At 39.3% G+C, this 26,263-nt stretch carries 26 protein-coding genes; 10 read left to right on the top strand and 16 right to left on the bottom strand.

Going from position 1 to position 26,263, the window contains the following annotated elements; genetic code table 11:
• Nucleotides 1-144: 144 nt before the first annotated feature.
• From Q0465_RS11425 to Q0465_RS11470, 10 genes are all read right to left on the bottom strand, one after another.
• On the bottom strand, nucleotides 145-444 hold the full coding sequence (locus Q0465_RS11425; protein WP_298616373.1) for a class I lanthipeptide: 300 nt from the start codon (nucleotides 442-444) through the stop codon (nucleotides 145-147).
• A 112-nt stretch (nucleotides 445-556) separates the two neighbouring features.
• Nucleotides 557-814, bottom strand: coding sequence for a class I lanthipeptide (locus Q0465_RS11430; RefSeq protein WP_298616375.1), 258 nt, complete (start codon nucleotides 812-814; stop codon nucleotides 557-559).
• Between the two features lie 65 nt (nucleotides 815-879).
• Nucleotides 880-1,173, bottom strand: coding sequence for a class I lanthipeptide (locus Q0465_RS11435; RefSeq protein WP_298616377.1), 294 nt, complete (start codon nucleotides 1,171-1,173; stop codon nucleotides 880-882).
• A gap of 566 nt (nucleotides 1,174-1,739) precedes the next feature.
• A complete protein-coding gene (locus Q0465_RS11440) occupies nucleotides 1,740-2,033 on the bottom strand; it encodes a hypothetical protein (protein WP_298616379.1) in 294 nt (97 codons plus the stop codon).
• 447 nt (nucleotides 2,034-2,480) lie between these two features.
• Entirely contained in the window at nucleotides 2,481-3,707 is a 1,227-nt protein-coding gene (locus tag Q0465_RS11445) for a DUF2264 domain-containing protein (RefSeq protein ID WP_298616381.1), read from the bottom strand.
• 21 nt (nucleotides 3,708-3,728) lie between these two features.
• Nucleotides 3,729-4,937, bottom strand: coding sequence for a glycoside hydrolase family 88 protein (locus Q0465_RS11450; RefSeq protein WP_298616383.1), 1,209 nt, complete (start codon nucleotides 4,935-4,937; stop codon nucleotides 3,729-3,731).
• Nucleotides 4,938-5,306: 369 nt separating this feature from the next.
• Complete coding sequence (gene pncB, locus Q0465_RS11455; protein WP_298616385.1) at nucleotides 5,307-6,488, bottom strand: nicotinate phosphoribosyltransferase; 1,182 nt, start codon at nucleotides 6,486-6,488, stop codon at nucleotides 5,307-5,309.
• Nucleotides 6,485-7,288 (bottom strand): isochorismatase family protein, encoded by an 804-nt coding sequence (locus Q0465_RS11460; protein ID WP_298616388.1) that lies wholly within the window; start codon nucleotides 7,286-7,288, stop codon nucleotides 6,485-6,487. Before Q0465_RS11460 ends, pncB begins: the two co-directional genes overlap by 4 nt.
• 4 nt (nucleotides 7,289-7,292) lie before the next feature.
• Complete coding sequence (locus Q0465_RS11465) at nucleotides 7,293-7,880, bottom strand: uracil-DNA glycosylase family protein (protein WP_298616391.1); 588 nt, start codon at nucleotides 7,878-7,880, stop codon at nucleotides 7,293-7,295.
• Between the two features lie 59 nt (nucleotides 7,881-7,939).
• Complete coding sequence (locus Q0465_RS11470) at nucleotides 7,940-8,896, bottom strand: carboxylesterase family protein (protein WP_298616394.1); 957 nt, start codon at nucleotides 8,894-8,896, stop codon at nucleotides 7,940-7,942.
• A gap of 342 nt (nucleotides 8,897-9,238) precedes the next feature.
• On the opposite strand from Q0465_RS11470, the gene Q0465_RS11475 reads away from it, so the two are divergent.
• Complete coding sequence (locus Q0465_RS11475) at nucleotides 9,239-10,630, top strand: MFS transporter (protein WP_298616396.1); 1,392 nt, start codon at nucleotides 9,239-9,241, stop codon at nucleotides 10,628-10,630.
• A gap of 163 nt (nucleotides 10,631-10,793) precedes the next feature.
• Here the strand turns inward: Q0465_RS11475 and Q0465_RS11480 are convergent, their stop codons facing one another.
• Complete coding sequence (locus Q0465_RS11480; protein ID WP_298616398.1) at nucleotides 10,794-11,204, bottom strand: secondary thiamine-phosphate synthase enzyme YjbQ; 411 nt, start codon at nucleotides 11,202-11,204, stop codon at nucleotides 10,794-10,796.
• Between Q0465_RS11480 and Q0465_RS11485 the strand changes: the two genes are divergently transcribed.
• The gene (locus tag Q0465_RS11485) at nucleotides 11,193-11,813 is read left to right on the top strand and encodes a HAMP domain-containing sensor histidine kinase (RefSeq protein WP_298616401.1); all 621 of its coding nucleotides are present in this window, start codon (nucleotides 11,193-11,195) and stop codon (nucleotides 11,811-11,813) included. The genes Q0465_RS11480 and Q0465_RS11485 overlap by 12 nt on opposite strands.
• Here the strand turns inward: Q0465_RS11485 and Q0465_RS11490 are convergent.
• Nucleotides 11,726-12,796 (bottom strand): Gfo/Idh/MocA family oxidoreductase, encoded by a 1,071-nt coding sequence (locus tag Q0465_RS11490; protein WP_298616465.1) that lies wholly within the window; start codon nucleotides 12,794-12,796, stop codon nucleotides 11,726-11,728. The two genes, Q0465_RS11485 and Q0465_RS11490, sit on opposite strands and share 88 nt — an antisense overlap.
• Nucleotides 12,797-12,866: 70 nt before the next feature.
• Nucleotides 12,867-13,586: a DUF5131 family protein gene (locus tag Q0465_RS11495; protein ID WP_298616404.1), complete on the bottom strand. Its 720-nt coding sequence runs from the start codon at nucleotides 13,584-13,586 to the stop codon at nucleotides 12,867-12,869.
• A 326-nt stretch (nucleotides 13,587-13,912) separates the two neighbouring features.
• Between Q0465_RS11495 and Q0465_RS11500 the strand changes: the two genes are divergently transcribed.
• The 5 genes from Q0465_RS11500 to mnmE all read left to right on the top strand — a co-directional run bounded on the left by Q0465_RS11500 (nucleotide 13,913) and on the right by mnmE (nucleotide 19,704).
• Complete coding sequence (locus Q0465_RS11500; protein ID WP_298616466.1) at nucleotides 13,913-15,136, top strand: mechanosensitive ion channel domain-containing protein; 1,224 nt, start codon at nucleotides 13,913-13,915, stop codon at nucleotides 15,134-15,136.
• A 272-nt stretch (nucleotides 15,137-15,408) separates the two neighbouring features.
• On the top strand, nucleotides 15,409-16,797 hold the full coding sequence (locus Q0465_RS11505) for an RNA-directed DNA polymerase (RefSeq protein WP_298616407.1): 1,389 nt from the start codon (nucleotides 15,409-15,411) through the stop codon (nucleotides 16,795-16,797).
• A 2-nt stretch (nucleotides 16,798-16,799) separates the two neighbouring features.
• On the top strand, nucleotides 16,800-17,384 hold the full coding sequence (locus tag Q0465_RS11510) for an SLATT domain-containing protein (RefSeq protein ID WP_298616409.1): 585 nt from the start codon (nucleotides 16,800-16,802) through the stop codon (nucleotides 17,382-17,384).
• A gap of 23 nt (nucleotides 17,385-17,407) precedes the next feature.
• The gene (locus Q0465_RS11515; protein ID WP_298616411.1) at nucleotides 17,408-17,887 is read left to right on the top strand and encodes a hypothetical protein; all 480 of its coding nucleotides are present in this window, start codon (nucleotides 17,408-17,410) and stop codon (nucleotides 17,885-17,887) included.
• Nucleotides 17,888-18,309: 422 nt separating this feature from the next.
• Nucleotides 18,310-19,704: a tRNA uridine-5-carboxymethylaminomethyl(34) synthesis GTPase MnmE gene (gene mnmE / locus Q0465_RS11520; protein ID WP_298616413.1), complete on the top strand. Its 1,395-nt coding sequence runs from the start codon at nucleotides 18,310-18,312 to the stop codon at nucleotides 19,702-19,704.
• Between the two features lie 1,509 nt (nucleotides 19,705-21,213).
• Here mnmE and Q0465_RS11525 read toward each other — a convergent pair.
• The 3 genes from Q0465_RS11525 to Q0465_RS11535 are packed head-to-tail and all read right to left on the bottom strand — an operon-like array spanning nucleotide 21,214 to nucleotide 22,683.
• Nucleotides 21,214-22,149: a HipA domain-containing protein gene (locus Q0465_RS11525; RefSeq protein ID WP_298616468.1), complete on the bottom strand. Its 936-nt coding sequence runs from the start codon at nucleotides 22,147-22,149 to the stop codon at nucleotides 21,214-21,216.
• Nucleotides 22,142-22,480: a HipA N-terminal domain-containing protein gene (locus tag Q0465_RS11530; protein WP_298616416.1), complete on the bottom strand. Its 339-nt coding sequence runs from the start codon at nucleotides 22,478-22,480 to the stop codon at nucleotides 22,142-22,144. Before Q0465_RS11530 ends, Q0465_RS11525 begins: the two co-directional genes overlap by 8 nt.
• Nucleotides 22,477-22,683, bottom strand: coding sequence for a helix-turn-helix transcriptional regulator (locus Q0465_RS11535; RefSeq protein WP_298616419.1), 207 nt, complete (start codon nucleotides 22,681-22,683; stop codon nucleotides 22,477-22,479). The genes Q0465_RS11530 and Q0465_RS11535 overlap by 4 nt, the downstream gene beginning before the upstream one ends.
• Nucleotides 22,684-23,212: 529 nt before the next feature.
• Between Q0465_RS11535 and Q0465_RS11540 the strand changes: the two genes are divergently transcribed.
• The 3 genes from Q0465_RS11540 (at nucleotide 23,213) to Q0465_RS11550 (ending at nucleotide 26,259) form a co-directional block, all read left to right on the top strand.
• Nucleotides 23,213-23,461 (top strand): helix-turn-helix domain-containing protein, encoded by a 249-nt coding sequence (locus tag Q0465_RS11540; RefSeq protein ID WP_298616470.1) that lies wholly within the window; start codon nucleotides 23,213-23,215, stop codon nucleotides 23,459-23,461.
• Between the two features lie 711 nt (nucleotides 23,462-24,172).
• Complete coding sequence (locus Q0465_RS11545) at nucleotides 24,173-24,715, top strand: hypothetical protein (protein WP_298616422.1); 543 nt, start codon at nucleotides 24,173-24,175, stop codon at nucleotides 24,713-24,715.
• Nucleotides 24,716-25,080: 365 nt separating this feature from the next.
• A complete protein-coding gene (locus Q0465_RS11550; protein ID WP_298616424.1) occupies nucleotides 25,081-26,259 on the top strand; it encodes a hypothetical protein in 1,179 nt (392 codons plus the stop codon).
• Nucleotides 26,260-26,263 lie beyond the last annotated feature (4 nt).

Here is a 26,263-nt window from a genome sequence, read left to right on the forward strand (position 1 = left end):
ATTAGCCATCCCCTCATTAGTTAAGGAGACAATGATTTCTTTCTTCAGTTCTAATTTTTTTGTTTTCATAGGTATAATTATATAGGTTACAATTTATAAAACAGACTCAATTATTGAATACTGAATTTCCTAATTACAATAGCATCAAGGACAAGTATCTGTTTTAGCAATACAAAAATCACTGAGTATACAATCATCAGTCTTTACTACGCAATATTTTGTATCCGGTATCACACAAAGGCAGGTATCCCATTTTGTCATAGCACAATTCTTTGGGCTTTTTGTAATTTGTACACAAATTCCGCTTCCGCAACCTCCTCCTGCCGAAGGATGTATACAATCGGGGGTATTTCCGACCAGGTCTCCGCCTAGTACATGAGACATTGCATCATTATTCAAAGCTGCAATTACTTCTTTTTTCAGTTCTAATTTTTTTGTTTTCATCAGGAAGTTTTTTTAATCGTTAATTTAAAAGAAAAGAAACAAGTACAAAAAGCACCGATTGGCATTTTAGATTCATATAAATTTTTCAACAGCCTTTTAGAAAGTAGAATAACTACATCTCTACTTCACAATGTACTTCTGTACTGGGGATACACGCGTGGCAGATGGAAGCCACTTCGGTTTCACAGATCTTAATTTGTGAGTCACAATCCAACGTCCGGGAAAGGCACGTCCCTGACAAGCAGACCATATCTTCCGTAACGATACAGCGATTGGTCTGGTTAACGCCTACTTTTCCTCCGTATAATTCAGCCATAGCTTTCTCATTTAAAGTGGCGATCACTTCTTTTTTTAACACTAATTTTTTCATAACTCATTCTTTATTAAAATAAAACATAGGTTAAGCCAGGAAAAGTTTTTACGATAACAGGTTTTCTAACAAAAATCTGTTACTTTACATGCCATATCAGCAGTAGCACAATTTAAGAACATCGTCGGACATTTTGATTCGGTACGGGGAATACAGGCTCCACAAACAGAAGCTTTTGTCTCATCGACACACTTCACTTCTTCTGTTAACCGGCAAGGTTGTGTGAAGCAAGCTATTTCTTTCAGTGAAGCACAGTTTTTATCTGTGATTATCTCAACCCCGCCCAATACTCCAGACATTGTACTTTTATTTAAAGTAGCAATGATCTCTTTTCTCAATTTCAATTTTTTTGTTTTCATGGCAAGACTTTTAAACGTCAATGACAAAAAGAGAGAATTAAAATGAATAAAAGTTATAAACAAACAGACGAATGTTTAAACCAGACAAATAACGAAACGGTCAGCACAACCGTCTGCAGGCTTACCCGGATCCAGAGGTCCACAAATAACATCTGCATTGTTTAAATAAACAACACAATTATTTTCCATTGTTAATAAAGAGCATTTACTTCCGGTTTACAGAATTCCCGGAATAAGAACATACGATCTGAAAATGTTTTTCACTTCCCGTACATTTACCTTTATTTCACTATTTAAGGAAGCAACCGCTTTTTTACAATTTCAACTTTTGAAACTTTATATAAACAGGTCAAAAACTACTTTGAATACTTTTAAAAGCAGATTCTGTAATCAGGGTAACCCACTTTCCAGAATCGGAAGGAATCCTGGAAAGCATAGGGATAGGTCAGTTGTGAATCTTCCAAACACATCGGGAACATTCAGTTTCTACGTTTACTTTTTTATTAAATTTCAAGATTTACAATGATACCCAGACAAATTATTTTTTTTAAATCTTTATTTTACAATTAACAAAACTCCGATATAACACAGTCAATTGACTTACAGGGTGAAACAGTTGTTTTAACAGGAATACATTCATTTACAGTATCACAGGCATCTGATAATTTACAAGGAAAATCCGTTAATTTAATACAATTAAATCCTTCCGTTTGACAAGGAGATTTTTCAGAAATCATACATATGCAATCAGAGGGAGCATGAGTCGGTCCTAAAACATCTCCTCCTAATACGCCTGCCATCATGTTCTTATTCAAAGAAACAATGACTTCTTTTTTCAATTCTAATTTTTTCTTTTTCATACGAGTACAGATTAAATTAATATATAAGGATCGGTTTTTAGAAAAAACCGATAAAACTCGTTTTTCACTTCGACTTGTATTCTTTTTCTACTACTTTAACCGGAGAACAAAAAATCATTAAAAAGATAAGTGTATAATTTTCAGAATAATAACGCTATTACACTACAGCGTGGCACTTTACTACAGACTCAAAGGACTGCATACACCGAAAAAATCTTTTCTCTAAAGAACGAGAACAATATACAAAAAAAATTAATATAAAATATAGAAAAGTAAAGTATATGAAAAATTTTTTATATTTTATTTTACTTATATATAACATTAATTTACAAATACATAATTAAACATAATTATTGTAAGTTATATACATTTTACTCCAAATAATTGGAAGATAAATAAGAAAGAAAAGATGAAAAATTAAATTTTTTATTATTACAGGAGTATATTTTATTCAATGGCATGGTCTTTAGGGAAATTTTGACTGTTCCAGGCTTTTTTCTGGGTCCATGCTTCGTCCGGAACAGTCCAAAAAGAATGTTCTGCCGGTAATCCTAATGGCAGGAATACCAAACTTGTCAAATACAGGCTGCCGTTATTTGTATATACGTCTGCCAACGCGGGCTGTTGTCCTACAAAACCCAGTTGCAGAAATCCTTTGGAATTAAAATTACCGGCAGTAGTAAACATCCGTTTCATCGTACAGGTCAAAGCTGCCCTTACCTGTCCTTCGGTTAATTCTTTCGGTAAGTTTTCTTGCCAGGCCAATAAAGACAAAACATGAAAAGTTCCCAGCCGATAAGTCATGGATCTGCCGATAGCCGGATAACTACCTTCCGGAGAAATAAGCCTTTCGAGTATCACTCCGTAACGTTGCATTCTGCCGATAGCCTTTTCCAAACGCATTGCACTAACTTTAGGAGCTTTTCCCTTTTTTCGTAAAGCCTGTAAAATTTCCACATACATAGGCTGAATCACGTAACTGTTGTAATAATCGAAAGCAAAATCCTTTCCATCGGAATACCATCCATCGCCCACATACCACTCTTCTGTTTTGCGCAATCCCATCTCTATCCGATAGACATCGTACTGTTCCTCTACCGTCATCAGAAATGTCTCTATCATACTCACGAACAATAACCAATTGGAATAAACCGGCGTAAACCGGCGTAATCCCTGAAATTCGGAAATATATCGCTTTTTGGTCACTTCATCCAAAGGGGCCCATAAGCGTTCGGGAGCCCTTAAAAAACTCTCCGCAAGGTAAGCAGCATCTACCAGCGCCTGACTATGCCGATTCCAGAGCAAATAATCCGGGCTCTCCGGATCTACAGCCTGTGCATAACTTTTCAATGCCCAATCCCTTAGTCGCTTCCTTTGCTTTCCTTCTTTCGTATCGTCATCCGGTAAATTTAACCAGGGCGCCAAACCGGCCATAAGCCGGCCAAAACATTCCATGTAAGCAACTTCCGGACAACGACCGTCCCAAACCGGACTCAATTCAAGCTGCATATTCTTTTTCAATTTCCCCTCACTCATATTTTTCAGCACAGGCTCCGCTATCCTGTAAAGCAAATCAGTCCAATACTCCCGGTCCGCCGTACAAGCTGTATTTTCAGCCTTTCCCCCCACCCCAAACAATACGATAAAAACAATAAATAACCCGCTTTTTTTCATCCGTCCAGTTTCGAATAAATACTATCTTTTACTTTCCCTGATTTTCCTGTATCTGAGTAAAGCTTCTACAAAATAATAATCTGCATAGGTCAAAGGGACGTCCACTTCTACGTCTTTCATAAAATGCCCCACGCTGTGTTTCAGAATAAAATTGGCATTTTCCCCCGAAGAAGACAGATAATCAGGAGAACATAGCGTTTTCAACTGTCTCTCGGCCACGTCCATATATTCAGCCGCTTGTTTGGGCTCCACATATCCGCTTAACTCTAATAAAGCTGAACAAATAATAGCTCCGGCAGATGCATCCCGCAAAGCTTCAGGAATGTCGGGAGCATTGAAATCCCAATAAGGGATTTTATCCTCCGGCAAGTTCGGATGGTGTATGATAAAACCGGCAATCGCTTCCGCCTGTTGCAGATACGCACTGTCTTTCGTTTCCCGGAACATCATCGTATACCCGTATAATCCCCATGCCTGTCCCCGGGCCCAAGCCGTTTTATCTCCGTATCCCTGCGAAGTCTGACGAGCTTCCACTTTTCCCGTAAGTGTATCGTAGGAGATCACATGATAACTGCTGTGATCCAGACGGAAATGATTCTTCATGGTCGTAAGCGCATGCGTAACGGCTACCTGCTTAAAATAAGGCTGCCGGAACTTTTTGGCGCTCCAAAGCAGCATCTCCAAATTCATCATATTATCAATAATTACCGGAAATTGCCATTGTTTCGTTGCAGCATTTGCATTCCAGGAACGGGTACATCCTACTACCGGATTAAAACGGGTACATAAAGATTCGGAAGCCTGCCGGATGGGACCTAACCATACCGAATCCCCGGTTATACGATAAGCATTTCCGAAGCTACAAAAAATCATAAAACCAACATCGTGATTATCTGTACGGTATTGCTCTTTTTCCACTCTATAGGTATAATTTTCCGCCCATTTTTTCAATGCCGGATTCCCGGAATATTCGTACAAATACCAAAGCGTCCCCGGGAAAAAACCACTTGTCCACCAAGCAGAACCGGAAGTCTCTAATTTACCTTTATAAATACTTTTCGGTAAACGATCCGGTTGTGATTCCAATAATTCGGCCATCCGTAAACTCTGCTCCAACGCAATATCCAAAGCGATTTTTGTATCCGCCAACAAATGTTCCTGCCGCTTCTTTTCACAAGAAATCATTGTCATGGCTATTATTAACCAAAATATCCAGATTTGCTTCTTCATTTTATGCTTCCATTTTATTGTGGTGTGTATTTCCTCTTTATTGCCTCTTTTTCCAGATAGAGAAGACAACAAAGATAGATAATTATTTTTAAAGAATCGACATATTTATTTATCTATTTTAACTTTAAAGGACTAAATTTCGAACAAATTCTTGTTTATGTTAATATTTGAAAATAATTCAAAAAAATTATATTTGTTTTATATAAAAATACGCCAAAGATTCATGCATTTTATATCAGATTCACATCCGCCTGATAAAACCCGCTGATCAACGGACCTTCAGCCCGGAGGAAAAGATTTGTCCGGAATATTTATTCTCTTTCTCTGGAAAGCGTTAATTTATTTCTGTCAGGGGAAATCGTCCGATAATCAATTAAAAGGATGATCTTCTGCCGTTAAGCGTAATATGCCCAGACAAAGAGCAATTTCGTCCGGCTCACCGGTATGTTTCCCTTTTGTATCAGAAAGTTTTACGGTAGGGATAAAAAAGGGACAACCTTTCGGACGGCATTCGAATAATTTAATCACCATATTCAAAGGTTTCACTCCGACATCATTGGTAAGATAAGTTCCTATACCGTATACGTCATGGACACGTCCTTTTACAAATTCCCGAATTTTCCGGACTTCTTCCAAATTGAGCGCATCGCTATAGACAATTGTTTTGGTGTGGGGATCGACCCGATGTGAACGATAATGGGCGATCGCTTGTTCTGTAAAATCAAAAGGATTTCCGCTATCCCAGCGCAATCCATCAAACAGCTTTGCATATTTAGTTGTAAAACTCCCGAAAAAATTAGCAGATGTATAGGTATCCGTCAAAGCGATACCCAGGGAACCGTCGTAAACGTTCACCCAGTTTGCCAAAGCCAATTCATTCGCCGCCCGGTAACCATAATGGGCTCCGTGATACATAAACCATTCGTGCGGATGAGTACCCATAGGAATCAGATCGTGTTTCATTGCCAGATAGACATTACTGCTTCCGTTAAGCAGGGGGCCCATATATTGTTTTAATATCCCGACCACTTTATCCTGCACATCAAACGAAAACCGCCTACGGGTACCGAATTCAGAGAGTTCCGCTCCCATTTCCGTAAAAGCCCGGGCTTTCTGTACCGTCTTCTCTTCTACCCCTCGTGGTTTCTGGGCAGTCATCTGATAATAAAGTTCAGAAATAATAGCCATCAAAGGCACTTCCCACAACACAGTACGATACCAAAGTCCCCGGATCTCAACCGTCAGCTCTTCTCCTTTCTGCCGGATCATCACCTCACGGGGATCGAAACGGAATCCTTTCAATAAATCAAAAAATACGGCGTCAAAATAATAACATTTCCGCCTCATAAACTGTTCGGCTTCAACTGATAAAAAAAGCGAAGCCATAGCGTCTACTTCCTGCCTGAGTTTTTCTGCAAAACCAGGCGGGAAACGCGTTTTTCCCCGGTCGATAAAACGATAAGCCACTTCTGCTTCCGGAAATTTTTTCTGGATAGCATTCATGGTGGTAAATTTATATAAATCGTTGTCTATAAAATCCCGTATAATCATCTTTTCTTCATTTTATATCTCCCTTGCCGTAATTCCACAGAAGTCATAAAACGAACTCCCATTTCCCTGGCTTTATCGAATACAGCTTCTGCCCGCGGATAATCTCCGGGGACATCACTCATACAATCTTCCACTATTACTATTTTGGGAACAATTGCCGGGAAATCCAGCAATTGTTTGAGGGTAGCCGCTACACAATGAGTGCGGGCTTCTCCTGCTATCCAAATCGTATCGTAAGCATTCAGAACTTGCAGCAAAGACGTATTAAACCAGGTTGAAGGGGCTTCTTCAACGATAACTTCAGCCCTGAAAACACCGAATTGTTCCGCAAAAGGATAAGTTCCCTTTTCCACAATAGATATAAAATGTCCTTTGGCAGCCCAGGCCCGCACTTCCCGCATCACCCTCGAGACAATAGCAGCTCCCTCGCTACCAATAATACAATGTTCCGGCCAAACCCTGTGGAAATCATTTGTTTCCGATTCGAAATGCTGCAAATAATTCAGCACTTTCTCTTTCTCCATAAAAGGAATCCAATCCCCTCTTTCCACCTCCACTGCCTTAATAGGTGTACCGGGTTTCGGATGCCGTCCCCGTATATCCGTCCAAAAAACAGTATGTGTTATATTCATTACCTGATGAGCATCCTGTGCCAGAATAATTCCCTCAATTTCCTTTGTACAACTGGCAATCAAACGGGCAATACGACCCGCATCAAATTCTGCATTCGGAACGTACAAATTGCTGTATGGCCGGCAAAAATCATTCTGCATATCTATAATAAACAAACACATCTTCATCTCTCTATAACATTCCTAGTTCTCTGAACATACTTTTATATATCTCCGCCTTTTCCGCCAAAGGTTTGGGATATGCTCTGGAAGAAGAAGGCATACGGTAAATCCGGATTTGCCGGTCACCCGTTTTATACTCTGAAAAATGCCCCACCCGGGGTTCTTCTGCCGGCAAAAGGGTAAGCAGGATATCCGTGGCTTTCTGCCCTGTCGTAACCAACGCCCGGCACTCCGGCAATTGCGCTAAAATTCCTTTTATATCCGCTGTCTTTACAATCTCTAAAAATTTATCGGAAGCATTTCCCTTTTGACGGATAATCTCCCGGGCCGTATCGGATAAAGCAATTTTTCGCTCCTCTAAAAATTGCCGGATACAAATTTCAGAAAACGATTTCCGATCCGCTGTCAAAAAATGATCTTTGTCGTTGAAAAATACACAACCGAAGATTCTCCACATATCGTTTTGAAAATTCGGATAGTAAAAATTTATTTTCCACCTGTTTCTGGCCGGGGGAAAACTCCCCAGCATCAGCACCCGGGCTCCTTTCGGGAAAAAAGGTTCCAGGGGATGCAGTTCTGTTTTTATCTCATTTGCCATATTCTAAACATTATTCCGGTTGCACACACTCCCGGTATTTTCCGGTTTCTAATAAGCTATCACTCAAAATTATTATTTATATAATCCATCAGATCCAGTTCTTTTTTCATTTCAGCTTTCCCTATTGAGAATATCTCTGTATTGATAATTAGTATCTGTTTCTGCCAGACCAATTTATCCAGAAAAATCTCAATTTCTCCTTTATTCTCCTCCATGGGTACCCCCGCTATTTCATGCCCCGCATTCAAATATACACAAAAATAATGAGGAATATCCATTTTTGTCAGTTGGCGGGCGATGTAATCCGATCCGAAAAAACCTCCCTTTTCATCCCCAGCCTTATAGAAAGGAACCCGTTCATCCGCATCTCCCTGAAACAAAAGCATGGGCACAGGAGACTGTTGCCAATGTAAATCCGGTTGGGTACCCAAAATGGCTCCGGCAAAAGCAACTATTCCGGCATAGTTAAAACCTGAAGGCAATGTTGAAATTGCATTTCCTTGATTACAAATCTCATACTCTCCCTGAAGAACCGTAATCGCACCTGCACTCGAACCACTGGCAATAATACTTTTCCGGTCAATCTTCCACTCTTCCGCCCGGGACAATATATAATTTGTAGCCGTATATAAATCTTCTACAGCCATGCGGACAGCTTCAGTCAAAACAGGCAAAAACTGATCCGGGTTCTTATTTTCTTCCTTCCCTATACCTTTTAATCCTAACCGGTAATCTATAGCGACAACCACATATCCTTTTTCAGCCCAATAATGAAAATAAGGAATATAACGGGCATCATCCCTTTGTCCCCCTACAAATCCTCCGCCAAACAAAAATATCATACAAGGCTTCGGATCTTCTCCCCCTTTCTGCTCATATTTGTCCAAATACAAATGATCCGCCTCTTTTACTGCATATAAAAATGTCTGCTTTTCCACTTCTTGTATATTCTGAGCATTTATACCCGAACATAAAAACAATAAAAATACATTTACAATTCCCAAAACGTTTATCATCTTCCTTTCTCTCCTCCGATTTACGAACCCAATTTCCGGATAAAAATAATTGTTCCTGTTCTTTTGAAAACATACGAAATCTCTCCCTTTTGTGTTTACGGAATTTGCCTGTATTTTAAACCAGAAATAGAGAAGCAGTCTTTCCCTTCAGCCGGACTTCTGCATACAATACAATTACCTATTATTTTCATCTATAGATAAAATTTATAGCTTATCCTAATTCCCTATTTATTTATTGAAGTTTTTGATTAGTTTTGTACTTTTTCAAAAAAGAAGTATAAATAACAGGTGGTGACTTTTTTTCAAATTAAATATAAAACTTCTATTTTTTAAATTATTACAATGAGTACGACAGCAAAACCAAAAGAAAAAATCCGGTTCAGTAAAGCATTTTGGGTAGCGAACACGGTAGAATTATTGGAACGGGCTGCCTATTATGGGGTCTTCATCGTCATCACCCTCTATTTAAGCCGTATTTTAGGATTCAACGACCTTCAGGCAGCAGCCATTGCGGGTACATTTTCAGCTTTTCTTTATTTACTGCCCACTTTTGCCGGAGCAATCGCCGACAAAATCGGCTACCGGCATTCCATGTTACTGGCTTTTACGCTTTTGACAATCGGATACGGAGGATTAGCTTTATTCCCGACTTATCTGGAAAGTGCAGGATTGGTGGAATACGGGAAAACCACTGTATTCAAAGGATTGACGGAAAGCGGAATACGTTATGGCATTATTCCCATCATGACTCTGATTGTTTTGGGAGGTGCTTTTATTAAAAGTGTCATTTCTGCCACAGTAGCAAGAGAAACGACAGCAGAGACCCGGGCAAAAGGTTTTGCTATTTTTTACGGTATGGTAAATATAGGAGCCTTTTCCGGAAAGACAATTGTAAAGCCTTTGCGGGAAGCGATGGGCAACGAAGGTCTAATTAACCTGAATTATTTTTCAGCTTCCATGACTTTACTGGCTCTGATTGCGATCTGGTTTTTCTATAAAAGTGCCCATCACAGCGGGGAAGGAAAAACCTTCCGTCAAATCTGGTACGCTCTTCTGAAAGTCTGTACAAACGGCCGGCTCATCACACTCATCGTCATCATTACCGGTTTTTGGATGGTGCAACACCAGCTGTACGCCACTATGCCTAAATATGTATTACGTCTGGCCGGAGAAGGAGCTTCCCCCTCCTGGTATGCCAATGTAAACCCGCTGGTTGTGGTATTTACTGTAAATCTGGTAACTCAAATCATGCATAAGCAGACAGCTTTGACGTCTATGACCATTGGTATGTTTATCATGCCCGTTTCTGCCCTCTGTATGGCCTACGGAAACATGCTGAATCCCCAAAGTACAATTTTAACCATGCATCCGGTTGCCTTTATGATGGTAGTAGGAATCGTGTTCCAGGGATTGGCAGAAACCTTTATTTCTCCCCGTTTTCTGGAATATTTTTCATTACAGGCACCGAAAGGGGAAGAAGGTCTTTATTTAGGGTTCAGCCATCTCCATTCTTTCCTTTCTTCTATTTTAGGTTTCGGATTGTCCGGTTACCTGCTGAGTAAATACTGTCCGGAACCCGACCTTTTTTCTACCCGCGAAGAATGGCTGGCCGCCAGCAGCCACGCACACTATATCTGGTATTATTTTGCAGGAATAGCCCTTCTATCGGCTATTGCCCTCATTGTATACGGGCAAATTGTCAAACGGCAGGATGCCCGCAAACTGTCTGCTTAATCCTGCTTGCTAAATTTTTCACAACTTTTAGGCTGACAAATATACATCGCAAATCAGAAATACTTCGCTGATTAAACGGACCAAAGTTCAGAACCGGTAGTTCCTTAATCAGCGAAGTTTTAAATCAGTTTTTAAACATAAATATCTTTAACCGTTATCCGTATCAACTGATAACGGTAGCTACCATTCTCCGTTCCCCGCCCAAATGCCTGAACTCACACAAATATATGCCTTGCCAGATCCCCAGATTTAATTTTCCGTTTTTTACGGGCAGGGTAAGACTTACCCCCGTCAAAACAGTTTTCGCATGGGCCGGCATATCGTCATCCCCTTCTGCCGTATGGCGGTAAAAAGTTTCTCTTTCCTTCACTAAACGATCGAATATAGCCTCTAAATCCACCCGTACGTCCGGATCTGCATTTTCATTCAGGGTCAATGCAGCAGAAGTATGCTTTAAAAAAAGATGAACAATCCCCTTCATCGGTAAATCCGGTAAATGACGCTCGATTTCTTCCGTTATTAAATGTATTCCCCTGGAACGGGCCTGCAGCAGAAATTCTATTTGTCCTACCATTTTGTTTCCCTGTTTTGTACAACGAATATACGGAATTTTTCATTAGTCAGCGATGTACTCGATATTTCCGAACTGGAATCCGGTAGTTTTCAAGCTGATTTTATTCCTTGTGATGTCGTCCAGCTCAGTAGTAAAATTTTGAAAGCAGAAGCTGAAAAGAAATCGACCAATGCCCGGTTTATTTTTGATTCTTCCCTCAATTCTTACTGGTTGGAAACAGATATAAAACTACTGAAAAAACTACTGACTATATTACTGATCAATGCTGCAAAATTTACATCCTCCGGAGAAATCATTCTAAAGCTCCGGCCTGCTGCGGAAGATTTCATTTTTTCCGTAACTGACAGCGGATGCGGTATTCCTCAGAATAAACACGGTATTATTTTTGAACGGTTTGAAAAACTCGATCCATTCACTCAAGGAACCGGCCTGGGTTTGCCCCTCTGCAAATTGATAGCTGACACCCTGGGCGGCCGCATCTACATCGATTCGAATTATCAAAAAGGAGCCCGTTTTGTTTTTCACCATCCGCTCTCGAGTCCGGCACCGGCAGAAAATGAAACCGACTTTCTGACATTCTTGTCTGCAGGGAAAACGACACCCAACTGACGGCGGATTTCATCCGTAATTTCCAAAGTTATTAAAGAATGCAGGTGGGAATTGATTTCCGACTCTGGTTTTCCGTCCTGAATTAAATTTATAAATTCAGCTATTTCGTAATAATACTCATCTTTATTCGCCGTAACATCCAGCTTTTGCCGCAGAGGAGAAGCCCCTTTTCCGGAAGTGGCAACACCGTGAGGAATAAAAACTACTTCTGAAATTTTCTGTATTTTATCCAGCAGCAGCGTTCCTTTCTCTCCCTGTATTTCTGCCGGTAAATAAGAATCCGAAATTTTAGAATACAATACAGTCGCATTCATTCCTTCGTAAATCAAATGTACTGCAGCCTGCCCGTCTGCTCCTGTAGGCAATACTTCCCCACATGCCTGTATGGTAGAAGGACGGCCGAATAACACTACCAGCGGATAAATCGTATACACTCCCAGATCCATCGTAGCTCCATTTGAATATTCCGGTTTAAAAGCATTCAATACTACGCCTTCTTTTAATTTATCGTAACGGGAAGAGTACTGGCAAAAAGAAGCAAAATAACGGCGAACCCGGCCTGCATACTGCAAATGCTCCCGGACCCTGTTAAAATGAGGAGTCAAAGTCGGCTTCATCGCTTCCATTAAAGTCACTCCGCAACGCCTCGAAGTCTCAATCATCGCCTTTGCCTCAGCAACATTGGAAGCCAAAGGTTTTTCACACAACACCGGCTTTCCCGACTCCATACACAATATACTCTGGGAAGCATGCATAAAATTAGGTGAGGCGATATACACCGCATCTATGTCAGAACGACCTGCCATTTCTTCCAGAGACGTATATACATACGGAATTCCATGCTTTCGGGCAAACTCCTTCCCCTTCTCTTCCGAACGGGAACAGACTGCTTTTAACTCAAAACGGGCATCCTGACGGGCGCCTGCAATCACCCAGTCCGTAATAAAATTAGTCCCTACGACTCCAAAACGTACTTTCCTCATTTTCTCTCTTTCCATTTTTACACATTAGGGACGTGCCCTTTTGTGTAATTTTACTCTTTCCTGATCCCCTTTATCTTTTATAATCAATACCTGCGCGCCGGGCCTGCGAATGCTGAAACTCCCGCCGGATCCGATATAATTTTCCTCTCTTCCGCAAACGGGCGCCGGTCTGATGAAAACAAAACGGCACCCCTTTTTCCATACATTGCCGCCGGATATCCAATACCCAATCATACTCACAGATTCTCGCCTCCGAACCGGAATCTCCTCCCACAGCAACTTCTTCCACCGAAGCATCCAGATAAGAGATCAAATCTAATTTTTCCAGTAAAGGAGCGCATATAATGATCTTATGCTTAATCGGTAATTCTTTATAAATAGGCAAACGATAATCTGCCATGGCCTGATTTTCCACTGTACAAGCGATAGACACGTGTTCGTATCCTTCTCCCCAATCTTCCGGCAAGGACACCTGAAACCGGTCTATCCGCTTTGTAATCATAAAAAACTTCAAATCCCGTCTTTCGCTGATCATCGCCCAGGCCTCAGCCCGCCATTTATCGGCATCCTGTACAAAAAAATCAGATGTAAAACAAGTATACACGGTTTCTCCGGCAGGTACTTTATAAGTTTTATCCCGTTTCCGTTTTACCGGTAAAGCAAAATTAGCTGTACGGATCACAACACTGCTGTCTTTTCCATATTGTTTATCCTGCCGGTATACATAGCAATGCCGGCATCCTTCACTTATTTTCCGGCATCCATGCCATAAATTCCACATGACAGCCATATTATCTTGCTTTTATTTTCTTCTTTAAATCTACTCTGACGATCTCCGATCTGTATGATCTTTGAGAAAATATCTTTTGCAAAAATAAACATCCAAAGGTTAAAATCTTCACAAGGAAGAAAATAATCTTCTGTCCCTCTCCTTTTTTACGTTTCTAAATTCCCTTATTTTTTCCAAATAATTATATCTTAGCAGTTCCGAATCTGAAAAATCCAGCTCAATCTTTCTTTCAGATTGGAAATTTACTCTATTTTATTGATAAAGATATGAAAATCATAAGCAGTTGGGTTCAAAAACTTTTGGAATATTTAGGAGTTAGTGAAAACATGAGCGGTGTTGTCAATCACCTTGTCATTCTTTTTATAATTCTCATTATTGCTTACTTGGCTGACTTTATTTGCCGTCAGGGCCTGATCCGGCTGATCCGTCAGGTCACCCAACGTACAAAGGCGACCTGGGACGATTTATTGTTCAATGACAAAGTGATGAACAACTTCTGTCATCTGATTCCTCCTGTCATTCTCTATGCCTGTCTTCCGCTAGCCTTTCCGGATGTCACGGATCTTTTCATTTTCCTCCGGAAATTGTGTATGATCTACATTATTGCCGTCTCCATCCGGTTTTCCAATATTTTTTTAGGCACCTTATTTGAATTGATCAACCAAAAAGAAGCCTTTCGGGAACGTCCTTTAAAAGGAATATATCAAATCATTCAGGTCGCCTTATTTTTTATAGGGAGCATTCTTATTATCAGTGTACTCATCGGGAAATCTCCCGCCCATCTTTTAGCTGGCCTGGGAGCCTCGGCTGCCATCCTGATGTTAGTATTCAAAGACAGTATCATGGGGTTAGTGTCCGGCATACAGCTCTCTGCCAATGATATGCTTCGGCCGGGCGACTGGATTACTATGCCGAAATACAATGCAGACGGAGTGGTGATAGAAGTTACCCTCAACACCGTTAAAGTCCGTAATTTCGACAATACGATTACGACCATTCCCCCTTATGCTTTAGTAAGTGACTCTTTTCAAAACTGGAGAGGAATGAGCGAATCGGAAGGCCGGAGAATCAAACGTTCCATCAACATTGACATGAATACGGTACATTTCTGTACCCCGGAAATGATTGAAAAATTCAGGAAAATTACAATTCTCAAAGATTACATTGAAAAAACAGAAAAACGGGCACAGCAATATAATAAAGAACATCATATTGAGGATTGCCTGCTAATCAATGGACTGCATCAGACAAACCTGGGGGTTTTCAGAGCTTATCTGGAAAACTACCTCCGGCATCTGCCTGTCACCAGTAAAAACCTGACCCATATGGTGCGTCAGCTCCAGCCCACAGAAAAAGGTATTCCTTTAGAAATTTACTTCTTTTCTTCGGAAAAAAATTGGGTTCCCTACGAAAATATACAATCCGATATCTTCGATCATATCCTGGCGGTTATCCCTGAATTCGGACTGAGAGTTTTTCAAAATCCTTCTTCTGCAGATATCCGGGAAGTTTTAATTTCCGGTAAAACAGACTCTGCCTTTTATTTTTAGCGGACCTGCCTTACCTGATTTCTCATGAATACTCAGAACCTGACATATAAATGAAATATAAAATATCAGAAAGATCAGGAAGCAGATAACAGGCGAACATTTAAAATAAAAAACATTTGTAAAGCTAAAATGTCCGGTGGAAAAACGATTATCAACGTATACTATTATCCCCAAAAACTGCTGGAAAAACAATTCATAGCTTCCAGCTTTTACAAGAAGTTTTACATATATATTTCTTTGTTCTATCTTTTTTACATATTTTTGTAAAACAGATGGGACACATGACTTTTGATGATATTATATCTACTTCTAACTTAAAAAAATTATTTTACTCTTCTATCCGGTCTTCCGGAACGAGGGGAATTGATTTTATTTCCCCTATTACTTTCGAAGCCCGTTTGGAAAAAGAAATTCGTATCATTCAAACGAAGAGCAGGGCACAAACCTATAAGTTTACGTTTTACCGGGAAAAACTAGTCAATAAAGGAGCCGGACGTCCCCCCCGGGTACTTTCTATCCCTACGGTTAGAGACCGTTTATTGCTTCTGGCTTTAAAAGAATATCTTCAGATTACATTTCCGGAATGCATCAACCGGGATTTGCCCAATAAAAAAGTAGCGGATATATTCCAATACATCCAGCAACATCCGGGTATAGCTTATTTAAAAACAGATATCAAAGGATTTTACGATCATCTCGATCCTCATCTTTTATTTCAGCTATTAAAAAAGAAAATTAAAGACGAACGGATTTTATCCTTACTTTGGAAAGCTATTCATACCCTTACGGTTCCTCAAAATTTTAATTCCAAAACAACCCCAAAGCAACAAGCGGACAGGGGAATTCCTCAAGGGTTATCCGTCTCCAACATTCTGGCTGAAATTTACATGTCTGATTTCGACCAGACATTGGGAGCTCATTTCCCTCTATATAGCCGTTATGTTGATGATATACTGATTTGTACAGAAGGGACGCTTCAGGCATGCAAACGAGAAGTTAAAGACTTTCTGAAACAAAAAAAACTGAGCTGGAATCTGTCAAAAACAAGTTGCGGGAAACAAATGCGGGAAATTGTTTATTTGGGTTATCTCCTTTCTCCACAAAAAATTACAGTACCGGAAGAAAAAATAGCCCGTTTTATCAGGCGGATTGCCGGTATTTTCACCGAGTTAAAAAAACAATACTTACAACCAGAATACTGTCCGGCTTATTACAAAGATAAACCCGAAGCCCTGAAAGACTATTTCCTGGAAGAAGTAAATAAAAAAATAACGGGTGTAAAATATGGTAAGAAACGATACGGCTGGATTTGTTATTATTCGCAATTAACCGATATAACGCTATTGAGCCGTATGGACCACATCATTACAACCTTTTTTAATCAATCTGAAATTTTTGCATATCAAAAACCGAACCGGCTAAAATCTATAGTACGGGCCCATTACGAACTCAGAAAAGGGAAAAATTCCTATCTCTTTGACTACGATTCTATCAATACATTGGAGAAAAAAAGGACCGAACTGATCCGGCATAACCTAATACGGGAGGAACATCCCTACACGGCTGAAATGCTTGAGCGTCTGTACACGAAATTCCTAGCCAAAAGCCTATACAGTTATGAGAGAGACAGCGATATCATGAACGGAAAAAACAGTGGTTAATTATGGATATTCTCATTGAAAATTTAGAAAAAAAAATCTGGAAAACCAGAGGAGCACGGTTTAATGCACACAGAAGGATGCGGTTAAACAATCTTTACTCTACTTTGTCCGTAACCGTTCTCACCGTATCGATTATTGGAATGAACTTGTGTATTTTTCTGCCGGATTACCAATCGAAAAGTACGTTAGTAACCCTCTTAACGATCGGTTTGTCTGTATTTGTCCTAGCTATTTCCCAGCTTATTGCAGCCCGGGAATACGGATTGAAAGCCATCAATTTCCATAAATGCGGATGCGAGCTTTCGGCTTTATTGGATGAACTCAGTATATTAAAAGTAAGGAAAACAGTATCCGAGCAAGAACTCAAACAAATCTTCGAAAAATACGAAGCCCTCCTTATCAAATATGATAACAACCATGCCGGAATCGACGTCAAACAATTTAAAGCTCAACATCCTAAAGAATATTCTTTATCCCGCCGACAAATTTTGTTTATCTGCCTGCAATGGATTTTTCAAATTTATCTTGTCTATTTTCTTTTAGGAATCGTTCTTCCCATTTTAGGGTTTTATTTAATATTCAACTAAACTTATTCAAAAACATCATTTCTATGCAAATCCGCGTAATTGAAAGTTTCATTCCTCTGTTAGCAAAACTAAATAAAAAGACAACTTTTTATCTCGTGCCCCAAAAATGGAATGATTATAGTTATACGACCACTTATGAATTATATGCCAATCAGATTGTAAAAGAACCTTTAGATTCATACTTAGTCGGGACCGTGAAAATTATGAAATCCGGATTAAAGAAAAAAACCTATCCTTTAGCAATAGATACAGATTTCGAACGATTAGATGAAAATTTTTGTTCCCTGGGTCAATCCGCTGACTATTACAGCAATTTAAACCGGCTCGTTCCCGCCTATAAAAATGGATTATTGGAATCTTTAAGGGATATTGTGACTTCGCCTGATTTAAAACCTTTATATGAGGATGAAGATGTATTTTGTTTATCTTTAATGCGTGATTTTCACGAAAGACCCTCGCTTCTGGAAGAAATAAACTGTATTTGCCAACAAGGGAAACTATAAAGTCCGCCTTCGGCCTGTGCCGAGATCTGTCCCCGGACAGATATTTGTAATCCTGCTCTTCCTAAGAGACTTTATCCTCCGTTTTCGGAGGAATAAACCGTAAACCTATGGGCGGCTTTATGTTTTCTTTATTTTTAAATAATACAAAACTCTACCCATTGAAAAGTTAAAATGTAAATTCAGAGGTTCAGGATTCTTTTAATGAGCGATATTTCCCGGCAGATCAGCTAAAAGGGAAATCATTTCTCCGATCAGCCTCCTGACCGGGACAGGAGGTTTGCGAATCAGCGAATCGTCTGAAGGGGATTATCCCGGAGCGAATGGTATTCATCTCCCCAACATTTTACATTTTAACATTCGGTTTTCTCTTTTCTGATTTTTAAGTCTAAACTGAAAACCTTAAATTTGCCAAAAAGCAAGTTATGATCGACGAGTCTGTCATTTGTGCAATTTCCACGGCTCCCGGAGCAGGAGCAATAGCTTTAATAAGATTATCCGGGAAAGGATGTATTGAGTTAGCCGATACCTTATTTGTTTCCCCCTCCGGAAAACAACTGAAAGAAAGTGCGGCGAATACGGTACATTTCGGACAGCTTTATGATGATAATCAATTGATAGATGAAGTCTTGATCACCCTTTTCCGAGGGCCTCATTCTTTTACAGGCGAAGATTCTGTAGAAATATCCTGTCATGGCTCTGTCTATATTCAGCAACGCCTTTTACAATTGTTGGTCAGCAGAGGTGCCCGTCTGGCCTTACCCGGTGAATTTACTCAACGGGCCTTTTTAAACGGAAAGATGGATCTTTCACAGGCCGAAGCGGTTGCCGATCTGATCGCTTCTTCTTCTGCAGCTTCCCACCGGATGGCTTTAAACCAAATGAAGGGAGGATTTTCCGCTGAATTAATAAAATTAAGGGCGGCTTTATTACACATCACTTCCCTTTTGGAATTAGAACTCGATTTTTCCGAAGAGGATGTAGAGTTTGCCGACCGTTCAGAACTAAGGCGTATCGCTGTCCATATCGAAACACTTTTAAACCGCTTATGCCGTTCTTTTTCCCTGGGAAATGTAATTAAAAACGGAGTCCCGGTAGCTATCGTAGGAAATACAAATGTAGGGAAAAGCACTCTCTTAAATGCATTATTAAAAGACGACAAAGCCATCGTTTCCGATATTGCCGGCACGACCAGGGATGCCATCGAGGACACCATCAACTTAAACGGGATCTTATTCCGCTTCATCGACACCGCAGGCATCCGGAAAACGGAAGATACAGTAGAAAATATCGGTATCGGACGCACCTTTGCCAAAATTTCGCAAGCCAGTGTTGTTTTACTACTGACAGATTTAAGCCGGGGGACCGATACCTTCGAAAACTATTACCATCAGGTAAAAGAGCATCTTTCGCCACAAGCCCGTCTTCTGATCATTTTAAACAAAACGGACCAAGTAGAAGACCCGCTAACCACTCTGGAAACAATCAAATTGCGGACAAGCGGTGAAAAACTGATCGCCATTTCAGCGAAAACCGGTCATAACCTCGAACTCCTGATAGACGAACTTCTCAGCACCGTCAATATAAACAGCCTAAATTCCGGAGATGTCGTTGTCAGCAACATTCGTCACTACGAAGCCCTTTCCCATGCTCTCTCGGCTATTCAGCGTGTTATCTCCGGCCTTGACTCCCGTCTCAGTGGTGAATTCATCTCCCAAGACATCCGCGAATGCCTCCACTACCTCGGCGAAATCACCGGCGAAATCACCACCGACGAAGTCCTCGGCAACATATTCAAACACTTTTGCATCGGGAAATAGGTTGTGATTACCAACGATTAGCATATATTATCAATGATTATTAAGACGTTCATTTTGAGCGCCTTTCTTTTTAGCCTTATAAGCGATGGTGATCATTTATAGAGAGATTTTGTTGGAACAATGTTTTGAATCCCAATGCTCGGTTATTGAAAGCTAAGTTAAAAGCATCATCGGTGAATGATGTTGGCTCAATGTCGTTATATCCTATTGGGAAACTTGAAAGCGACTTTTTCATTGCAGTTCTGAACTCAAACCTAATATTCGATGTTTATTGTGAGTTCATAAATTGTACTGTGAATGTTCAAATAAATGATCTCAGACAACTGCCTATCAGAATTCCTGACGAGAAGCAGTTGTCTAAGATAAAACTACTGGTTAGTAATGTTTTACAAACAAAGAAGTGCATATCTGCCAGTTTCAGTTCGTACTCTTCTAACAAAAAGTCAGACAATTTAGAAACAGAGATTGATACGACCATTTCAAAGCTATATTTGATATAGTTCCAATGCCAATTTGTCTATTTCCTTCTGTATGCATGCCAACTTCTCTTCTGCCTCATCTTTAGATCAAGTAGAGGAGAAGAAACTTCTCTTAATTGCAAATGCTTCATCACAAACCTCCTTTATTTCTGATAGCTGTTGTTGGGTAGAAATAACTATTGGAAGTTGTCGCGCATCGTTAATTTGAAAATGGGAAGTGTTGTTAATGAAATTGTCAACATAAAGACTAACGACTTCTGTATTAATTAAGCTAACATAATACCAGCCGGGAAGTTGTGTCATTGTAAACAATGTCATACTAAGCATATCAAACACTCCATTTCTTTTTAATCGTGCTTTGAGATAAGTTGAATTCACATCAATCCAACAAAATCCCTCAATCAATCAAGACCATATAGTTTATAGACGCAATTATCAAGTTGCTTTTGAAAAGATTTCCAATCATATTCATTATGCCACTTCTTCTGTTATATTGCAAAATTTACTATTTTATCAAAGCAATTTATTTGTTCGCTTGTTGGAACAATGATTGGTAATTGTCTGTCATCATTGATTTGAAATGTCTGAGTGTTATTTACATAACCATCCACATAGTGGCTGATAAAGCTTGAATTTATCATCGCTATGATATAATTTCCTGGCACTTTGTTTCCCATTGCAAATATGCTCATACTCTTCACGTCATGTATGCTTTGGGGCTTCTTCCGACACTTTAAATAAGTTGTATTGATGTCACTCCAGCATAATCCCTTTCTAAAGAAGAACTATGGATTCCGAACAACAGGCATACCAGCACCTTTCTTGCCTGAATTTGTCTTCAAAAAGCGGACGAAATCATACGACAAATGACAGTTAGGCAGACTGCTCAAACGGGTACAGAAAGACGACCTGATATATTGATGTTTTAAGCTAACTTCAAAGAAGGTCAATTTAATGTGATATGGTCAGAGTTTGAACACTAAAACATATACGACATATCTATCTGTTCAAAATTTAACTGTTTTATAACTTACTGCGAAAGTCTGCCAAGCCGCTCTCTTAGCAAATCACTATACTTTTCTTTTAGGTCAGCACTTAGAAAAGAGTTTTGAATGACAGTCTCAAACTTAGACAATAGTTTGATATACTTATTTATCAGTCGTTCTACAATCACATTCTCTATACCCAGAGTGGCTGCTGATTTGACAAAATCTTCCCTTTGTAACTTCTTCTTCCGCCCATTCAAGGTCAATGCCAGTTCTTCATCATCCTTTGGATTAATGATAGCTGCATTCAGTAAGTCGTAAGCCAGAGCCAAACGTATCTTATCTGTTGTTTCATACAAAGAGAAGTTTTTTAAGTGCATGTCGTTGTTTCCTGTCAGCCAAGAAAAAAGTACCAACTCGAAAAAATTGGTAACATCCATTTTAGGCAGAGACGAGTATCTTAAAACCGCCTTACCGATACGCTCATAACTACTCTTATACTTATACTCCGTTTGCCTTTCTGTCAGTTGGCACATATCTTCCATCGCAATCTTCTCTCCGGTAGGAGTTCTGTCTATTCGACGTGTAAGATAGCAAAGTGTATCATCTGCCATCCGCATCAATGTGTGAGGAACCACATTAATACGTGCTATTTCTGCAAGGTGCATGGTCAAATCCTCCACCTCAGGCATCATTTCATATTGCGAAATCTGAGGCTTACAAATGTAACCGCCCCAAAGCCCGACAATAGTCAATCGCTTACTACCCTCATGCTCATTCAAATGCAAAGACAACTTCGGCTGAACACCAGTCAGAGAGGTTTGGTCTCGAATGATTTGCAGAGCAAGTTGGTCAAGTTGCTCTGTCGTATAATCAAGAACAGGCAATGTCGTTGTTCCAAAGAACTTTTTGATACAAGCCGGATGCATATCCTTTTCTCCTTTCAGAAGTGGACGATAACAATACAAGCAATTACACATGAACATCCTCCTTTCTTTCAATCGGAACGACACTCACCGCCCCGATACAATCCTTGCAACAGGTCAGCAACAATGACATTCGGTCAAGTATGCTGATGTCCGTATTCCGCAATGCAACATCCAACAACCACCCTTCAGGAATCAAACCATCGAAAAATGGGAATAACGTAGGACTTATATATGCCTCTTCTTGCAAAGGTAATGTCAAACTAACAGCCTTTGCTGTTTCCAAAGACAGATACTCCGGCAAATAATGAAACTCATATCCGGTATCGTTTTCAGTCAGAATCCCAGCTAATTGGTCTTTGTAAAATATATGGGCTTGTCTCATTGATTATTAGTTTTTGACATGGCAACCATTTCATAATTGAAGAAATCAAGAAGCTGATTCACCTTATCGAGGCGCAGCGTTTCCTTCCCTTGTTCAAGATCACGAACAAAGCGCAACCCTACACCCGACTTCAACGAAAGTTCTTCTTGTGTCAGGTTATACTGCTTTCGCAACATTTTGACCGTAATAGAGAGATTATTCATAAGTATCCAACTTTATACCTTTTCGGGTACAAAGTTAATACAAATATTTGACATTATACCATAAGGGGTATAATTTATTATTGTACGCCACAATTATATCATATAGGGTATATTCCAAGAATATTTTTAGCACTTTAAACAATGCAATTCCAAGAAAAGCCCTACCCCTGTATTCAACAAACGTTCTGTAACATACATGCGGAAATGTCCTATCATTCAATACATTGTATCTGATAGCGGATATTTCGCAAAACGGCTGAAAGAAAGCGGTACAACACGTATATGCAAGGCAATGAAATACAACGATTTGCATTTGTCCCCGCATTCTGTGCATTTGTAAAAACAGAGGTTGTACCGATTAAAATGAATTGCCACTGATAATCAGTGATATAAATGTGTTGCATCGGAAAGAGTTAGAAAAAAGAAAATTGAATAATTCCAACAACGGTACACGGAAGAGGTAAAGTCACACTCCGAAAAAGAGTTTCTAACACCGAGGGAAGTTTCTTCTTTTTTAAGTGTTGGAAGAATCTCTGTTTATAGGTACTTGAGAAAAGGTAAAATCAAAGCTGTAAGATTTGAGGGTAAGACTCTTATAAGACGTTCTGATATAGATAAAATGTTTGATTTCTTAATTGTATCAGAAAAGCTAATGCACCTAAAGAGAAAACACCTATTTCAGATTTCTACACCACTGCCGAGGCAAAGGAAAAATTTGGTGTCGCAGAGTCTTGGATTTTCAAGGTCGCCAAAGACAATAACATCCCCGAACCTTTAACCGAGTCAAAACATACTGGAGTAAGAAACACATTAATGCTTACTTCGAAAAGAAAGCCCCAAGCTCAGACATTACTAAATGGTATAGTGTTGCTGAAATTTAAGAGGAATTCGGCATGACACTAAGTGTCATATATTGTTTTGTTTTAAAGAATATGATTCCAAAGAAGAAATAAGGGATTACAGTATCTTATTCTAAAAAGCATTTTGATATAGCCAAAGGTCTATCAGCACCTAAGTATTACACCATAGCCGAAGCTATAGCTAAATTCAATATGACACGTGACCAATTATATCATTGTGTAGCCTAATTCTGCCCTATACCAAGGAAATAGTAAGAAAGCTACTCCTGTAAATTGACAATTATAGTAAACAAGTTGACAAATTTACAGACAATAGCCATGGAGTAGATCCCTTCTCATTACCTCTTGACCAGTCATCTGGTATTGATCCTGAAGAGGTACAATTCAGACGACAGATGCAAAAGAAAAAGAAAAAACAAGATTAAGATCCTAAGCATATGGGAAATGTAGTAGTAACTCAGATGTTCAGCGAGTTGAAAAAACTATGTGGTAAACGTCTAAACAAAATTTTAAAGCAATTAGAGAACAACTCTAAAGTAGAACGACCAACGCAAGCGTTTACACCGCCTCCAGCTTCTGAAATAGATTGATCAGGGATAGAAGCCTCTTTTACCGAAACCCAAAGCGAGGTGCAACAATGTACCAAGCAAACGAAGGATGAGCTAAAGCTGTTACATGAGCACATAGATGAAACTGCGCATAAGCCATTGCCACCCAAAAAGTTGATTCATACAATAGATATTCGCTCTTCAAAGGTAATGATTGCACTTGTGTCGTCGTTCTTTCTGTTACTCTGCTCTATTATCGGCAATGGCTATGAGCTCTCTCAGAACTTAGCTCTGAGAGATACAGACATCAAGTATCGTCACATTAAAATGACAGATGGTATCGACGCGGACAATCGATATAAGTTGGAAAACATTTTTAACGATGAGTCCTATCGGGAACAGCAGAAGATTATCCGTCAACGTGTAAACGAGTATGAAGAACGTGTTGCCCAACGAACTGCGGAACTAGAGCGTGTAAGGCTCAAAGAAGCCCAAGCAGAACAGCTCCGCCAGGAAGCTGAAGAGTTGAAGAAAAAAAGGAGTATTAACATGAAGAAGGGCGTTTACCCCTCCTTCCTAATTCATGTTTTTTATCAAGGTCTTTTACATAACGCTAGTCTGTAACTATATCTGTGTTCTTTTTTTATTGTCATCATTGAATATCCTGCTCTGAAATTAGGAAGCCTTAGGTCTAACTTTGGGTATTGTTGCTTTAGGGATAATGATGGTTTAAACAACCTTTTTTCTAGAATTTTGCCGGAATCAACCTCATATATGGAAAGTTTTATGTTATATTTAATAAAGTGAAATAAATTCACCAAATTCGCAATAGAAAAATAAACTTGATATGGAAGATGTCGATATTACCGAAGAAGAGTTCAATACTCGCCTGAACAATTACAAGTAAACACTTACAGAGCAATTTGCAGAGAGCCATAGTCTGGAAACAGAGATTATGAAGCAACTTAATTCTATAAAATTTAACAGCTATGACTGATTCATTGAAAGATATTCTTTCCGATTTGCAAGACATAGTAGAGGACAACAACAAACTCGATAATGAGATTGAATCGCTTAATTGTAAAATAAATCATCGTATTGATGTTTGTGAACATACACAAGATATTCTTGATAATGCAACGAAGGAATTTAATAGCCTAACATCAATCATCAATAAGAAAGACATTCCGTTCTTTGTATTTTCTGTACTTCTTCAATGTGCAATGAAGTACTATATCAAAACACTCCGTGAAATGAGTGATAAAGAATTGGCTAAGAAAACTCCATTTCACAGAGATGAGAAATCTGATCGTCTTGGTAATGCGTATTATGCCTCAAAGGAAGAAATTATTTCAAATCCCGTTCCATTCGATGCTATTCAAAAAGAACATGATAATAATTGGTATAAACTAAATAAAGCTGAGCGTCCAGGATTCACTGGTTTTAACCATCGTGTTATAGCATTGGGGCACGACCCTCTTCTTGGTTTAATATTTGGAACAGCAAATATTATGACTGCGACAATAACTCGTTATGATTTTGCTAGTTGGCATATTAATACTATGGCACATTTAAGAAAAGCAAGAAACGGAGAAGAGTACTTCGCACAGCTTGACACCATTTGCGAACGCGCTAAAACAATTGATATTTTCAGAAGTATTGGAACAAGGCTTAAAGAAGAAGGTGAGGAAGGTTGGATAACTCTTGGCTATGCTTTGTTCAAGGAAATAGTTCATTTAATGTCTGATTTACCCAGCAAGCAAAGTTTACCAATACCCATAATCTCAACATTTTCACCAAAGCTTGCTCGAGAGTTATCTTTATACGGATTAAATACAGGAACAGTAGTACAAGGTGGTATTGCAACAATGGTCATTAATTGGACAATAGGTTTTCTCCATGGTATTACTCGTTCAAAAGATGAGAATGAAAACCTATTTAAGGTCAGAACATGTAAAATCATAATGTATTCTAACATTTTAGCAACTGTTTCTGATATTGGTTATTCTATATTCACTGCTTATATGGGAGACAAGAATACCATGAGAAAATTCGACTTAGGCGGCTATTTAGTTACACTCTATCAAATAAGTCATAGTTCAAATGTCATTAGTGCAATTGAACAAGAGTTTTATACAAAAAAAATAATTGAACAATTAAACAAATAGTACA

This window comes from uncultured Odoribacter sp. (assembly GCF_937966165.1).
Taxonomy (GTDB): domain Bacteria; phylum Bacteroidota; class Bacteroidia; order Bacteroidales; family Marinifilaceae; genus Culturomica.

What these genes read in the sequence shown, in the direction of transcription:
- Q0465_RS11425 (WP_298616373.1), bottom strand. Translation starts at nt 444, where the DNA reads ATGAAAACAAAAAAATTAGAACTGAAAAAAGAAGTAATTGCAGCTTTG.
- Q0465_RS11430 (WP_298616375.1), bottom strand. Translation starts at nt 814, where the DNA reads ATGAAAAAATTAGTGTTAAAAAAAGAAGTGATCGCCACTTTAAATGAG.
- Q0465_RS11435 (WP_298616377.1), bottom strand. Translation starts at nt 1,173, where the DNA reads ATGAAAACAAAAAAATTGAAATTGAGAAAAGAGATCATTGCTACTTTA.
- Q0465_RS11440 (WP_298616379.1), bottom strand. Translation starts at nt 2,033, where the DNA reads ATGAAAAAGAAAAAATTAGAATTGAAAAAAGAAGTCATTGTTTCTTTG.
- Q0465_RS11445 (WP_298616381.1), bottom strand. Translation starts at nt 3,707, where the DNA reads ATGAAAAAAAGCGGGTTATTTATTGTTTTTATCGTATTGTTTGGGGTG.
- Q0465_RS11450 (WP_298616383.1), bottom strand. Translation starts at nt 4,937, where the DNA reads ATGAAGAAGCAAATCTGGATATTTTGGTTAATAATAGCCATGACAATG.
- pncB (WP_298616385.1), bottom strand. Translation starts at nt 6,488, where the DNA reads ATGATTATACGGGATTTTATAGACAACGATTTATATAAATTTACCACC.
- Q0465_RS11460 (WP_298616388.1), bottom strand. Translation starts at nt 7,288, where the DNA reads ATGAAGATGTGTTTGTTTATTATAGATATGCAGAATGATTTTTGCCGG.
- Q0465_RS11465 (WP_298616391.1), bottom strand. Translation starts at nt 7,880, where the DNA reads ATGGCAAATGAGATAAAAACAGAACTGCATCCCCTGGAACCTTTTTTC.
- Q0465_RS11470 (WP_298616394.1), bottom strand. Translation starts at nt 8,896, where the DNA reads ATGATAAACGTTTTGGGAATTGTAAATGTATTTTTATTGTTTTTATGT.
- Q0465_RS11475 (WP_298616396.1), top strand. Translation starts at nt 9,239, where the DNA reads ATGAGTACGACAGCAAAACCAAAAGAAAAAATCCGGTTCAGTAAAGCA.
- Q0465_RS11480 (WP_298616398.1), bottom strand. Translation starts at nt 11,204, where the DNA reads ATGGTAGGACAAATAGAATTTCTGCTGCAGGCCCGTTCCAGGGGAATA.
- Q0465_RS11490 (WP_298616465.1), bottom strand. Translation starts at nt 12,796, where the DNA reads ATGAGGAAAGTACGTTTTGGAGTCGTAGGGACTAATTTTATTACGGAC.
- Q0465_RS11495 (WP_298616404.1), bottom strand. Translation starts at nt 13,586, where the DNA reads ATGGCTGTCATGTGGAATTTATGGCATGGATGCCGGAAAATAAGTGAA.
- Q0465_RS11500 (WP_298616466.1), top strand. Translation starts at nt 13,913, where the DNA reads ATGAGCGGTGTTGTCAATCACCTTGTCATTCTTTTTATAATTCTCATT.
- Q0465_RS11505 (WP_298616407.1), top strand. Translation starts at nt 15,409, where the DNA reads ATGGGACACATGACTTTTGATGATATTATATCTACTTCTAACTTAAAA.
- Q0465_RS11510 (WP_298616409.1), top strand. Translation starts at nt 16,800, where the DNA reads ATGGATATTCTCATTGAAAATTTAGAAAAAAAAATCTGGAAAACCAGA.
- Q0465_RS11515 (WP_298616411.1), top strand. Translation starts at nt 17,408, where the DNA reads ATGCAAATCCGCGTAATTGAAAGTTTCATTCCTCTGTTAGCAAAACTA.
- mnmE (WP_298616413.1), top strand. Translation starts at nt 18,310, where the DNA reads ATGATCGACGAGTCTGTCATTTGTGCAATTTCCACGGCTCCCGGAGCA.
- Q0465_RS11525 (WP_298616468.1), bottom strand. Translation starts at nt 22,149, where the DNA reads ATGTGTAATTGCTTGTATTGTTATCGTCCACTTCTGAAAGGAGAAAAG.
- Q0465_RS11530 (WP_298616416.1), bottom strand. Translation starts at nt 22,480, where the DNA reads ATGAGACAAGCCCATATATTTTACAAAGACCAATTAGCTGGGATTCTG.
- Q0465_RS11535 (WP_298616419.1), bottom strand. Translation starts at nt 22,683, where the DNA reads ATGAATAATCTCTCTATTACGGTCAAAATGTTGCGAAAGCAGTATAAC.
- Q0465_RS11550 (WP_298616424.1), top strand. Translation starts at nt 25,081, where the DNA reads ATGACTGATTCATTGAAAGATATTCTTTCCGATTTGCAAGACATAGTA.